The sequence below is a fragment of the Clostridium sp. CS1-1 genome (assembly GCF_056135525.1).
In genome coordinates this window covers 2,860,166-2,873,982 of record NZ_CM148680.1, presented here as the reverse complement: position 1 = coordinate 2,873,982, position 13,817 = coordinate 2,860,166, and the positions used below count along the sequence as shown (strand labels likewise).

Here is a 13,817-nt window from a genome sequence, read left to right as displayed (position 1 = left end):
CAGAGATTAAAAGTCTTCCTAGGTATTAAAGGGAAGACTTTTAATACTTTATAATTATAGTGTGAAGACTTTGTACTGAGTAAAGGTTTAGGACACATAATTCTGGTTCATCTGATTATTGAGTATTTAGGTGGAGGCAAAACCCTATCTTATGATAAGAACTTTGTTTATATATAGTAGAAATATGAATTTAATATTAAATAGGTAAAGAGGTGGTAACAATGGGAAAGGGTATTTCAGTATTTTTAGGTCTTAATTATTCATTAGAAGAAAATATACAATATATAAAATCTGCCCATAAAAATGGTTTTGATAGAATATTTACATCTCTGCATATACCAGAAGCGGATTATAATAAGGTAATACAAGAATTTAAAACGATAATAGACACTGCAAAGAAACTAAAGATGATTGTAGTCGCAGATATCTCACCAAAAGGTTTTGAGTTTTTAAATTTATCATTAAGTGACTTAAAATCCATAAAAGAACTTGGGATTGATGTACTTAGAATAGATTTTGGTTTTACTCCAGAAGAAATTGCTGAATTTACTAATAATATCTTCGGACTAACAATTGAGATAAATGGAAGTACTGTTACAGAGAAGTTTTTTAAGGAATTTGAAAAGTTTAACCCGGATTTTAATAACTTACAAGCTTGCCATAATTACTATCCAAGACTAAATACAGGGTTATCAATAAAAAGCTTTTTAAAGAAGAATGAGATAATGAGTAGATATAACATAAAAGTATCAGCATTTATTTCTTCACTAGTAAATAAAAGAGGACCAATACATGAAGGACTTCCTACACTAGAATCTCATAGATTTATGAATCCTGAGATTAGTACTAAGCACTTATATGCGCTAGGCATTGATAATGTATTCTTTGGAGATAGTATACCAACAGTAGAAGAATTAGAAACTGTTGGCTCAATAAATGAACATATCATAGAACTTAAAATAAGGAGCTTTTGTAACAGGGAGTTTGAAAAGAAACTTTTACAAAGGGAATACTACACAAACAGAAGTGACGGAGCCGAAGATGTAATAAGAGCTACAGAAAGCAGACTTTACATTGAAAGAGAAGTAGTAAAACCTTTTAATAATATTGAGAGAAAAAAAGGATATGTGACCTTAGATAACGAAGATTACTTAAGATATATGGGTGAATTACAGATTTGCAAAAAAGACTTGCCACAGGACAACAGGGTGAATATTATTGCAAGGATAGTTGAAGAAGAACTATTTATATTAGATTATATAGATGATGACACTAGATTTAGTTTTAAATTTATATAAAGATATCTGAGGGTATCTTTAGTTAACTGTACAGAAGAGTATGTATGTTATATACTTGCATTGAAGACTAGTTTCAGAGTTATTTGAAAAGGGGAATAGAAATGAGTTGTTTTCTTAAAATAAAGCAAAATTTTGAACAATATACTTCCTCAGAGAAAAAGATTGCGGAGTATATACTTAGTAATCCGATAGAAATATATAAGCTATCAGCTTCAGAGCTTGGAAGTCTAACAGATACTAGTGGAGCAAGCGTAGTAAGATTTTCTAAAAAACTTGGATTTGATGGATTCCAAGAATTAAAAATAGAGTTAGCTAAAGAACATACAGAAGATAAAAATTTTGATGAGGAGTATGAATATATAGATACTCATGACTCAGTAAAGGACGTAATTTTAAAAATAGGTAAGAAAAATATAAAAACTATTGATGAAACACTAGAGCTACTAGATGAAAATCAGGTAGAAGATGCCATTGAATCTATTATAAAAGCCAAAACCATATACCTGTTTGGGGTAGGGGTTTCTGCTTTAGTTGCTATGGATTTGCAATACAAGCTTATGAGAATAAATAAAAATGTTCAAATGTATCTAGATAGTCACTTGCAGTTATCTTCTGCAGCTCATATAGATCCTAAAGATTTAGCGATAGCTATATCCTATAGAGGAAAAACAAAAGAAGTATATAATTCTCTTTCAAAAGCTAAGGAAAGAGGAGCAAAATGTATTTCTATAACTAAGTATGGTAGTAATCCAATTTCAGAGATTGCAGACATTAAACTACATGTTCCAAATATAGAGAAGGATTTAAGAGTAGGAGCTATTTCCTCAAGAATTGCTCAGTTAACACTTATTGATATTTTATTTATAGGTGTGGCAAGGAAAAATTTTAATAAGGTTGAAGAATATTTGAAGGCTACAAATAAGATGGTAGAGGAACAAAAATTGAAGTAAAACATATATACGTATGGACGTAAAGTAAATATATAATCTCCTGACTTTCCAATAAAAGTTAGGAGATTATATAGTACCTTACGTTTATTTTTTAGTGAAAGTTTACTGTAATGTTAGTTGTCCTTTCATCATCATGTAACTAAAGATATCGTTAAAAAGATCCTTAGCTATTGGCGCAGATACTTGTCCACCGTAGTAATTGGATGGATCAGGTTCATCTATTGAAACTAGCAGTGTAATCTTAGGGTCATTCGCAGGAGCCATACCTACAAAGGATGAGAAATATTTATCAACTTCATATCCACCACCCTTTGGATTTGCCTTTTGAGCTGTTCCAGTTTTTCCTGCGATGTGGTATCCATCAATAAAAGCTTTATTTCCAACTCCCTTACTTACCACTTGCTCTAAATAACCCCTTAAAGTACTAGCAGTGGCGCTGTCTACTATTTCTTTTTTACCCAAGTTATCAAATTCCTTATCAATAATGACTTTATTATTATCATCAGCATGACCTATCTGTTTCATTACGTGAGGCCTTATCCAAGTGCCACCATTTGCTATAGCGTTAAATGCAGCTAAATATTGAACTGATGTAACTGAAAGTCCTTGACCAAAAGAAAGAGTAGCTAAATCAACATTATTAATCTTGTTAGGAGTCTTTACTATTCCGGAGGCCTCGCCAGGCAAATCAATACCTGTTTTCTGACCAAATCCAAGGAGGGTTATGTATTCGCTGAGTTTTTGTTTGCCTAGCTTAGCACCAACCTCCATAAAACCTACGTTACATGAATTTTTAATTATATCAACAAAGCTTTCTGTACCGTGACCATTCTTTTCCCAACAGTAAATTGTATGTCCATCTACTTTTAGGCTGCCGTTATCTATAAATGTATCATTTTCATTTACAGTCTTTTCTTTCATTGCAGCATAGGCAGTAATTATTTTAAAAATAGAACCAGGTTCAAAGGTATTTTGTACTGCAGTGTTTTGCCACTGACTTTCTATAGATTTAGTATTTCCACTTGCATTTTTATTTGGGTTGTTTGGATCAAAATCAGGCTTACTTACCATAGCTAATACTTCTCCAGTCTTAGGATCCATTACTGTTATAGTGACTGACTTGGCCTTATTATTAACTAAAGCTTTTTTTGCTGCTTTTTCAGCTATCAATTGGATATTTTCATCAATGGTTAAAATTAAGTCCTTTCCGTTAACTGGCGGAGTATACTCAGAAGCATTAAAAGGAAGTTGTGAATTTTTATTATCTGCTTCATAGATGGCGCTTCCGGGTGTTCCAGACAGTTCCTTATTATAACTCAGTTCTACCCCAGAAACTCCATTGCCATCCGAATTTATATGCCCAAGAACAGCAGATAAGAAGGCATTATTGGGATAATATCGTTTTGAATCAGAGGACACAATAATTCCTCTAAGATTTAGTTCCTTGACTTTATCTACCTGTGGTTTATCTATACCTCTAATCAGAGTGGCATATTTTATTGGCATTCCGTCAGGTGAAATTCTATTTAAAACACTAGATATTTTTTCAGTTGACAAATTTAATATAGGTGATAATTTCTCGGAAAGTTGAGCTAGTGTCATTTTTTTATCTATTAAGGTTTGTCTAAGCGTAATCATGTCAAGATCAATCCTATAAGAATCTATGCTTACTGCAAGTTCCATCCCATTACGATCTAGAATTCTACCTCTCTTTGCTGGAATCTCAATATCATTTGTCCATTGGTTTAAAGCTTGAGCTTTATAATTAGGGGATTTAACAATCATAATATAGGAAATTCTGGTTACTACTGCAACAAATGTAATTGCAAATATTATGAGTATTGTTCTGAGTCTTTTGGGGAAATTTGACCTATTGATAGTTTTCTTTTGTTTCACAGTGATTATCTCCTTTTGCAACTATTATGTAATTCTATAAATCTATTATAAAACATAATTATTAAAAGAATAAATAAAATTTTAAGTGAATGAATTATTAACATTATGTTTGTTTAATTAGAAAAAGCACTAATCCTTTAAGGAAGAGTGCTTTTTTCTAATTAACTAATCTCTCCAAATATGCCATAATGCATTGTTTGTGCCTTTTACGAATACATCAGTTCTGTTAGAACCCCAGGATACTGCAGAAGGGTCTGAGGTAAGTGTTCCTCCAAGATTTCTCCAGTCGCTCCAGCGTGAGCCGTTCCATGACTTAGTAATTAACTGATTGTTTTGACCTCTCGCAAATACCTCGAGCCTGTTAGCAGCTCTAGATGATACTGCAGGTGCTGAGGTTATATTACCGCCAAGATCTTCCCAATTACTCCAACGAGCTCCGTCCCACCATTTGTGATATAATCGATTACCTTGGCCGCGAGCAAATACATCGATTCTATTATTGCCCCAAGAGACAGCAGCAGGGGAAGAGGTGAGATTACCGCCAAGGTTTTCCCAATCACTCCAGCGAGAGCCATTCCAGTATTTATGATAGAGGGCATTATCAGTTCCTCGAACAAAGGTATCAATTCTATTTGGTGCCCAGGATGAAGCAGCAGGAGCAGATGTTAAGCTGCCACCAAGATCTTCCCAATCACTCCATCGGGAGCCGTTCCAGTATTTATGATACATAGCATTATTAGTACCTCTACCAAAAACATCAATTCTGTTTGGTCCCCAGGAAACAGCGGCAGGGGCAGATGTTAAAGTTCCACCAAGGTTTTCCCAATCACTCCAACGAGAACCGTTCCAGTACTTATGATACAGAGCATTATCACTGCCTGCTGCAAAGGTGTCAAGTCTGTTTGGTGCCCAAGAAGAAACCCCAGGAGCAGAAGTTAAAACTCCGCCAAGATCTTCCCATTGACTCCATCTGCCATCTGGCACAGGTGCTGGAGTTGGTGGAGCAGCCATATTTCTAAGAGTAAACTCAATTACATCTTTAAAGACGCGGCTAACTACATTGTTAGGTACACCTGAAGATTGAAGGGAGGAGAAAATTCTGCCATTAGCTCTTCTAAAGTCATCATAAATAGAATTTGTTTTTTGATTTATATTTCCTGTATATTTTGAGGAATTGTCTAAAGTATAGGAAATAGCTGCTCTAAAATAATTATTTGTTTGACCCCTGTTTACTCCGTATCTCTGAAATTCCCTAAAAAGTTGAGGTTGCTGGTCATTAAGTAATCTTAGTATTCTATTTGTTTCCTGCTCAGGTGCTCTGTCATCATCTAAGTAATATCCATCGTAAGGAAGGTCTAAGTCTTCAAATTTATTGTAATCATAGTAGTCATCAAATCTTCTCATTTGTTCATCAAAGAAAGGGCAAATAGTTCTAGACATACAAAAGGGACAGTAAAAAAGTTGATTATTATACATTAGAAACCTCCTTGAATTTTTGATTTAGTTCCAAAACCCGTCAATTTCATTTTATGATTAAAGCTAAAAAATGTTACAACAATTAAAATAATAATAGAGATGGCTAAGAATCTTTAACCGTTTTTAATTCTAAAACTTGTATCAAGGTGTTTGCTCAAATCATAAGATATTAAATAAAAGTATTATGGGAAAAGGAGCGGTTATGCGTAATTGTTATTTTAGAGCTGATATGGTATATCCAAATATTATTTCTTTTGTACATGGAGATGTAAATGGTGATAGAATCCCTGATAATGTGTATTTAACCGGAATAAAAACACAAGATAGTCCATTTACTCAGAATATTACCCTTGTAATACAGGATGGAAGAACGGGTAGGGTTACCGTTGTGCCACTGAGTGAAAATGCTGGCTATAACCCTAGACTGTTTTTGGGAGACTTTACTGGAGATGGTGTAGCTGATATCTTAATAAGCATTGACTCAGGAGGAAGTGGTGGAATAATGTACCACTACATCTATAACTTTATAAATAATGTGGCAAAATTACTATTTGATTTTAATGTGTACAATGAGCAATACAAATACCAGGTCGCTTATAAGGACAACTATAAGGTTGAAGTTGTCAGTCTTAAAAATAATAGTAGATATATTATAGATATATCAAATAAGGACGCTGAGTATTTGAATGAAATATATGACGAGAATGGTAAATTGAAAAGTCCAATTGATGGATTTGTTAATCCTTTAAGCGGCTTGTATCCTGTGGATTTTGATTCAAATAATGTCTATGAGTTATTAGCCTATCAAAAAATAGCTGGAAGATATAACGCAGACTCTTTAGGATATGTTTTAAACACTTTAAAATGGAAGAATAATATGTTTGTTCTGGATAATCAGTATGTAGCGATTTTTGGATCATAAAGATAAAAAGTAAACTAAGAAATTAGATATCTAATGAATGTTAATGACAAGAATAATTTCTCATAGAAAAGTATACAATAAGATAATAATGAATATTCAAATTATTAAGAATGTGATATAATATGTGATAAAAAGGGGGTATGTCTTATGGAACAATATAGAGGTTATGAAATAACGGTTATTGAGAACAATGAAAAGGATTACCCATTTAAAGCAATTGCAAAAAAAAGTGATAGGGAAGTTAAACATAAGGGACAGAGTGTTATGCAAGCAATCGATTTTGTAAAACAAAGCATTAATGTCATTGTAGATAAAATAGAAATTAAATAGGGAAAATATTATAAGAAGGTGTCGTCAGTGTAGAAAATGGCGATACCTTTTTTGTGCATAAGCAAATTTGAATATTGGTATTCGATATGTGTTTTTATCACTAGTACGTTGTTGATAATAAATGCTTTTGGGTTTACAAAACAATATATAAGAAAGTAAAGTTAACTTCTAAGGTTTATAGATAAATGAATATAAACCTCAGAAGTAATCAGTAACAAAGAAATAAAAAGGGTTAAAAAATTATAATTGCTATGATTAATGTTTTGATTATCAGTTTTTATTAGATATTATTATTTTAAGAATATACTTTTATATTAGAGTTATTTAAGATTATGAACGTATTACCTTTATATGGGTTATATAATTTATACAAATGTTGTAATTTATATGATAAAATATAAATAAAAATTGATCTACCAATCATTATTTACTAGATATAAATTAAATGCAAAGATAAAAATAATTTCTTTGCATGTGGATTTCAAGAAAATTATATTTTAAAGATAGGATTATAAAGATATAGATATAAATTCTTAGTACAATTTTAGTAAAAAGCTTATAAAACAGTTAGTACACTTTTAAAAAGTGAAGGATCTTAACACAAAGAGGATATTATCAGGTATGTACTATAAGAGAGTAGGAAAAAAGCAAGAATTAGTAAATATATCGGTATTGGAGAGAAAAGAGAGTGTTAAAATGAATATTAATGAAATTAAAAAAGTACTTAAAGAAAAATCGATAGATCCACTACTAATAGTGGTAGCAACTAATGGGTATGAATGGATTAAAAATAATAATACTAATGAACAAGATGCTTCAGGTTTTGAGCAGTATATATTAAATAGCACTTCCGATTGGGAGCTTGAAGAGATTAGAAATAAAAGAAAGTCTTTAAAGGACTTTCTTATGTGGAAATACATAAATCACTTAGAGATTTTAAGAAAAAAGTAAAAATACCCAAAGAGGAGAGTATAGCTATAATAGCGCTAAATATTTTGCAAATAAGTATAGTATAACAATACTTTTAATGAAAAGGTAAATATATATATTAAAGATATAGAATAATTTATGCGTTGCGTGAGAGGAGTAAAATACTATTGAAGGATTTTTTCTCAGAAGTCTACAAAATAGTTTCCCAGATACCAGAGGGGAAGGTTGCTACTTATGGGCAAATAGCTATTTTATTAGGTAAGCCAAGAAGTGCTAGAGTAGTAGGATGGGCTATGAGATCAGTACCAAAATATCTCAGCATACCCTGTCACAGGGTAGTTAACAGATTTGGTGAGATGGCACCTGATTATGTTTTTGGTTCACCGGAGCTTCAAAGAGCCATGTTAATTTCAGAAGGAATTACTTTTAATAAAAATGGATGTATAGATATGGAAAAACATTTGTGGAGTGGAACATTAAGTAATAAAGATAATTAAGGGAGGAATTAAATTATGAAATTTTGTTGGAGTACATTAATGGTTAAGAACTTAGAGGAATCTCTAAAGTTTTACGAGGAGACAGTTGGGCTTAACATAAATAGAAGATTCAACGCAGGCCCAGGAGTAGAAATTGCATTTTTGGGCGATGGAGAAACAAAAGTTGAACTGATATGCAATGAAGCGCTAGAAGAAGTAAGCTTCGGTCATGATATTTCACTTGGATTCGAAGTGAATTCAGTAGACGAAATGATGGATTTTGTTAAAGAAAAAGGCATAGATATCCATAGTGGACCATTTCAGCCTAATCCCCATACTAAGTTTTTCTATGTGCTAGATCCAAATGGATTAAAAATTCAGTTTGTAGAGAATATTTAACGGCAAGCTCACTTTATTAACTAGACCTATGTGGTGCTAGCAAGTAAAGTGAGCTTGTTAAATATTAGTGTAAGCTACCTACAATATGCACATATAAATGAGTTTGTAGGAATTGTACTAGGGTCTTTGTTTAGTATTATAATGGGTGACCATATTTTCAAAAGCTTGATTTAATACTTCCCATGCAGTTTCAATATCCTCTTCTTCTGTTCTCCAGTTACTAATAGCTGCTCTTATTCCAGGTATTCCTTTGTACATAGTTTGGGTAAAGAATGCTCTGCCATCTTCATTGACAATCTTCAAGAACTTCTGAACTTGTTCTAATGTAGTGTCATTTTCACCTAAGTTTACAGTAAAACAAACTACGTTTAGTCTTGTATCAGATAATAATTTGAAGTTTTTAGATTCTTCAATTTTTGAACTTAATAATCTTGCTAAACTACAATTTCTTTCAACTATTTCTTGGTATCCATTTTTTCCGTAAGCTTTTAAGGTGAACCATGCTGGAAGAGCTCTTAGTCTTCTGGAGTTTTCTGGAGTTAAATGAACAAAATCAGGGTTTTCTGAAAGCTCCCCTAAATAAATCGCATTATTTTGAAAAACTTGAAGCTGAAGCTTAGAATGTCTAGTAAACTGCATTGCACTATCATAAGGGACATTAAGCCATTTGTGTGCGTCTATCGTAATAGAATCTGCAGTATCTATTCCTTCCATAAATTTTTTATATATTGGAGAGCAGGCAGCAAAACCTCCAAAAGCCGCATCTATATGAAGAAAGAAGTTATATTCTTTCTTTAATTCTCCAATTTGTTTTAAGTTGTCAAAATCAACAGTGTTTACAGTGCCTGCATTTGCTACCACAATGCATGGCATACCATGCATTTGTTTCAAGTAAGCCTCTAATGCAGCAACATCTATAGATTCTCTTCCATCAATAGATGATATATAGTGCATGTTATCTCTTCCCATACCTAGCATAGATAAAGCTTTTAAAATACTTGAATGAGGAGTAGAACTTATAACTTTTATTGGTGGTAGACCATAAATACCATTTTTAGCTATATCAAAACCTAGTTCATTAGCTACCCACTGTCTTCCAATTGCTAAGCCTACAAAATTAGCCATAGTAGCACCAGTTACGAAAGCTCCTGAATAAATTTGCGGTAAATTAAAGAGTTGTTTTAATAAATTAATAGCTTCTTCCTCAATCTTTGCAGCGCTAGAGTTATCTCTTACAGTAGCATTTTGATCAAATGCACTAACCAACCAATCTCCTATCAAGGCTGCAGGAGTTGACCCACCTGTTACAAAACCAAAGTATTTAGATCCTGCACTGGAAACTATTCCATTATAAAACCTCTGCATAAATTCTTCTAAAGCTTTTTCTCCTCCTAATCCATCTTTATTCAATTGAGAAGTGCTATGATCATTTGAATTCAATGGAAAGGTTGGGATGTTCTCAATATGTTTCAGAAAATCACAAGCATTAATTTTTACTTTTTCTAATAGAGTATCAATGTTGTTTAAATCACTTTTTAAATATTTGTCCATAATAATATTCTCCTCTCACACTATGTTAAAGTTAACGGGTGCTATTTGTATATGATTTATTTTATTAGTTCAGTTCGTATTTTATAAGCTCTTTCTATTAAGCCATCGTTATTTTTAAGGGATAATATTAACAACTACTATATACTAATTACGATACCTCCGCAATAGCAACTATTAGATGTTTGGGTTTACTTTATTCACAAAAATTGTTATGGTATGTTATAGTATTTATAACATATTATATATTTATATGGTGCATAACAGTCAATATTATAAATTTTGCTATTTATATAGTAAAATATAAACAAAAGTAGTTTATTAAGCGTAATCTGGTAGTTATGACTTAGAAGTTATTACATTCGTTCTTATAACTGCTGCAGTTGCAGCTTTAATTTTAGCTGTACTATATTTAATTTGTGATATTCACAAGAAAGAAAGCTTACTTAAACCTTTCATGTTTTTGGGGAGTAATCCAATTTATGTTTACTTAGTTTCTGAACTTATAATAAGAACTCTTTGGAGAATTCCTATTTATGATGATCAATTTAAGGAACCTTTACTCTTTTGTAAATTGGTAACACTTAAATTTGTGACTCCTTGGGCAGGTGAGAGGTTAGATTCCCTGTATTTTTCTATTTTGTATGTTATACTTTGGATGTGGATTTCAAGTAAATTATATGCTAAGGATAAAATTATAAAGATATAAACATAGTTTTTAAAATAATTTTAATAAAGTCTTTGGATTAATTAAGTATAAACTGTAAAAAGTATGGGAGAGGAGATTATGTATACTATTATTGATTTAATTGATAAGCTAATTGCAATCGAAAAGGAAGGTTATCAATTATATATGAAAATGGCGCAAAATCCTGGATGGGAAGAAAAAATAAAAATTGTATGTAAAGTTTTCTCAAATCAAGAGATTAGACATATAAGAGCATATGAAGATTTGAAGAAGAGAGTGTCTGTGTATAGAGATATTGATGTTAACTTTGCAGTTTATGATAAAGCGGCTAAACTAGTGTATGAATTTTCAAGGATTCAGACAAGAAAGAATATAAGTAATATTAAAGAGCTGTTGGAATTTTCATTAATGTTTGAAAAAGAAAATCTAGCATTAGTTCTCAGGATTAGGGGGCTATTTGTTACTTCACAACAAGATATAGACACAAGAAATTACGAAATACTATCAGAAATTATAAAAGAAGATCAAAAACATATTAGTGACATAGAACTACTGTTAAAATCTAACTAATTGGAGGGTTACTACAAAAATATTAAACTCCAAAGAAAAATCTCTTTAGAGTCTAATATTTTTGTAATAGATATCATCAAGATAACTTAAACTTATTAACCTGTTCAAGCATTTTCTTAGTCATACTAGCTAAGCTCAGAGAAGTGGATGCTACTTCCTCAGTGGAAGCATACATTTCCTGTGAGGATGCTACAATTTCTTCTGACGAAGCTGATATTTCTTCTGATACAGCAGAAGTTTCCTCAACCTTTTGTAAGATAGATGATTTTTGTTCAGTTATATTTATTACGGATAAGTTAACGGCTTCAATTTTAGGATTAATATCATTTAATTCAGCAAGCATATCCTTAAAGGAGCTTATTGTTTTAGCAACTACACTAACTTGCTTAGTTAACTCATTTTCCATATTATGAGCAGTATCTATCATTACATTTTTGTTATATTGGGTATTGCTAATCAATGTGTAAATGTTTTCGGAAGACGTCTTGCATTCCTCAGCTAACTTTCTAATTTCCTCTGCTACTACAGCAAATCCACGACCATGTTCTCCAGCTCTAGCAGCCTCTATAGATGCATTTAAAGCTAAAAGGTTAGTTTGATTAGCGATACCATTAATTAGATTAGTTATTTCATTTATTTTGTTCATATTTTCACCTAGATTATTTACTTTATCAAACAAGTCCTTAAAAGAATTGCTAGCTTCATTAAAAGATAGCATTAAGGTTTCCATATCATTATTGCTATCCTCAGTCATAGTATTAATTTTTTTAGAACCTAACTCAATATTTTGTATTGAAGCAGCTATATCATTAATTCGATTCCCAAATTCATTTAATATGATAGTAATGTTCATTAAATCTTCACTTTGAGAAGTATTACCTTGAGCTACCTCCTGTATAGCATTAGTTATATTCTCGGATGAAGCAGACATTTCATCAGCTACTGAGGATAAATTTTCAGCATTTACATTGATAATACCTGAGTTTTCTTTGACAGATCTAATAATCGTAGATACTTGCTTAATCATTTGTGCCAGTGTGTTTTTCATTACTCCAAATTCATTTTTGTTTTTTGTTTCTAAGTTTATTGTGAAATCTCCAGTTGATAAGGTTTTCAAACTATTATTCATATCTTTTACTGAGTCTTTAGTTATTTTGATTACAGTACAAGAAATTATTATAAAAACAATAATGGCTAGAGAAAGAAGTATTATAAATAATTTTATTGTTTTTAAATGGATAGCATCACTTTGAGAATCTAATTCTTTTGATTTTTCTATATTATAGGTCTTTAGATTGAAAAGTGCATTTTCACACTTAGAGGCTGCATCGGACATTTTTTCATAATCAGCACCAGACATTTTACCTCCGCTGCTTAATATTATATTTATCTTATTCCAAGATTGAAGATAAGTCTCGTAATTAGTGGTAAATTCATTTAAGAATTTCGACTCGGCAGTATCTAACTTTAACTTAGTATATTGATCTAAATATTTTTGAATATTTTCATTATGCTTAGTAATTGCATCATTATGTGTTGGATTATACTTGAGAATTTCTTTATGGGATTCAATCCGCATAGTAGCAAATTCTCCTCTTATACCAGAACTAATACCAAGAGGTTGCACCCTTTGGTGATACATAATTCCGATGTAATCATTTACCTTATCAATGCCTGAATATCCCAATATGCCTATCATTGAAGTAAAGGTTATTGCAACAATTGACATTATAATTACAGAAGTAACTATTTTAATATTATTGAGTTTTTTCAGCATAAATAATCCCCCCATGTTAGATTTAAAATAACGATTGTTAGATTTTACATTAAATAATGTGATAATAAAATCACCCTTTTTATATTATTCAATATATACAGTATTGTTGAGTATAAAGTTACTAGCTTATTTTAAAATTTTAATCAAGAAATTGAACTTAAATATTAAAGGAGAGATTTGAGTTATGCTAAAAAGTTGAGACAGTCCCTTTTCTATTCTGCAATATTAGTTGTAAGTTTATTAAATTATGAATAAAATATTAACAAAATATGAACATTTTACTATATTATAAATGAGCGCATCGACTTACAATTTCCAGTTATTAAAGTGTTCAGAAACTAAGAGAAGAGAATTGAAAATGAATAATGAACTTAAGAATTTTGTGTATTTGCAACGTGTAAGCAAAGTTTAGATCATTTTATTATTTCTATGAAAGACATACATATAGTTTTAAATTATGAATCTTTCGTTAATTTCAAAAGAGAAGAAATGAAAGCATTTACATCTTAATTTTGGCAATTTTGACTACAAATAATTATTAAATCAATAACCTGAAT

General features: G+C 31.2%; 12 protein-coding genes. 8 read left to right on the top strand and 4 right to left on the bottom strand.

The annotated features are described in order from the left end of the window. The first annotated feature begins 221 nt into the window (after nucleotides 1-221). A complete protein-coding gene (locus tag AC0N0V_RS13500; protein WP_474458537.1) occupies nucleotides 222-1,298 on the top strand; it encodes a DUF871 domain-containing protein in 1,077 nt (358 codons plus the stop codon). A gap of 101 nt (nucleotides 1,299-1,399) precedes the next feature. Beyond that, nucleotides 1,400-2,248 (top strand): MurR/RpiR family transcriptional regulator, encoded by an 849-nt coding sequence (locus AC0N0V_RS13495; protein WP_474458536.1) that lies wholly within the window; start codon nucleotides 1,400-1,402, stop codon nucleotides 2,246-2,248. 102 nt (nucleotides 2,249-2,350) lie between these two features. Here AC0N0V_RS13495 and AC0N0V_RS13490 read toward each other — a convergent pair whose 3' ends face one another. Next, nucleotides 2,351-4,144, bottom strand: coding sequence for a stage V sporulation protein D (locus AC0N0V_RS13490; RefSeq protein ID WP_474458535.1), 1,794 nt, complete (start codon nucleotides 4,142-4,144; stop codon nucleotides 2,351-2,353). Between the two features lie 165 nt (nucleotides 4,145-4,309). Continuing rightward, the gene (locus AC0N0V_RS13485) at nucleotides 4,310-5,620 is read right to left on the bottom strand and encodes a PLL family lectin (RefSeq protein WP_474458533.1); all 1,311 of its coding nucleotides are present in this window, start codon (nucleotides 5,618-5,620) and stop codon (nucleotides 4,310-4,312) included. A gap of 202 nt (nucleotides 5,621-5,822) precedes the next feature. On the opposite strand from AC0N0V_RS13485, the gene AC0N0V_RS13480 reads away from it, so the two are divergent. From AC0N0V_RS13480 to AC0N0V_RS13460, 5 genes are all read left to right on the top strand, one after another. Continuing rightward, nucleotides 5,823-6,542, top strand: coding sequence for a VCBS repeat-containing protein (locus tag AC0N0V_RS13480; RefSeq protein WP_474464534.1), 720 nt, complete (start codon nucleotides 5,823-5,825; stop codon nucleotides 6,540-6,542). Between the two features lie 147 nt (nucleotides 6,543-6,689). After that, nucleotides 6,690-6,872, top strand: a complete 183-nt coding sequence (locus tag AC0N0V_RS13475; protein WP_474458531.1) for a hypothetical protein — start codon at nucleotides 6,690-6,692, stop codon at nucleotides 6,870-6,872. Between the two features lie 621 nt (nucleotides 6,873-7,493). Continuing rightward, on the top strand, nucleotides 7,494-7,823 hold the full coding sequence (locus AC0N0V_RS13470; RefSeq protein WP_474458529.1) for a hypothetical protein: 330 nt from the start codon (nucleotides 7,494-7,496) through the stop codon (nucleotides 7,821-7,823). 146 nt (nucleotides 7,824-7,969) lie between these two features. Further along, a complete protein-coding gene (locus AC0N0V_RS13465; protein ID WP_474458527.1) occupies nucleotides 7,970-8,299 on the top strand; it encodes an MGMT family protein in 330 nt (109 codons plus the stop codon). A 15-nt stretch (nucleotides 8,300-8,314) separates the two neighbouring features. Beyond that, nucleotides 8,315-8,677, top strand: a complete 363-nt coding sequence (locus tag AC0N0V_RS13460) for a VOC family protein (RefSeq protein WP_474458525.1) — start codon at nucleotides 8,315-8,317, stop codon at nucleotides 8,675-8,677. 117 nt (nucleotides 8,678-8,794) lie between these two features. Here the strand turns inward: AC0N0V_RS13460 and AC0N0V_RS13455 are convergent, their stop codons facing one another. Further along, a complete protein-coding gene (locus tag AC0N0V_RS13455; protein WP_474458523.1) occupies nucleotides 8,795-10,228 on the bottom strand; it encodes a pyridoxal phosphate-dependent decarboxylase family protein in 1,434 nt (477 codons plus the stop codon). A gap of 784 nt (nucleotides 10,229-11,012) precedes the next feature. Here AC0N0V_RS13455 and AC0N0V_RS13450 point away from each other — a divergent pair. Next, nucleotides 11,013-11,483: a hypothetical protein gene (locus AC0N0V_RS13450; protein ID WP_474458521.1), complete on the top strand. Its 471-nt coding sequence runs from the start codon at nucleotides 11,013-11,015 to the stop codon at nucleotides 11,481-11,483. A gap of 76 nt (nucleotides 11,484-11,559) precedes the next feature. Here AC0N0V_RS13450 and AC0N0V_RS13445 read toward each other — a convergent pair whose 3' ends face one another. Continuing rightward, on the bottom strand, nucleotides 11,560-13,260 hold the full coding sequence (locus AC0N0V_RS13445) for a methyl-accepting chemotaxis protein (protein ID WP_474458519.1): 1,701 nt from the start codon (nucleotides 13,258-13,260) through the stop codon (nucleotides 11,560-11,562). Nucleotides 13,261-13,817: the final 557 nt, after the last annotated feature.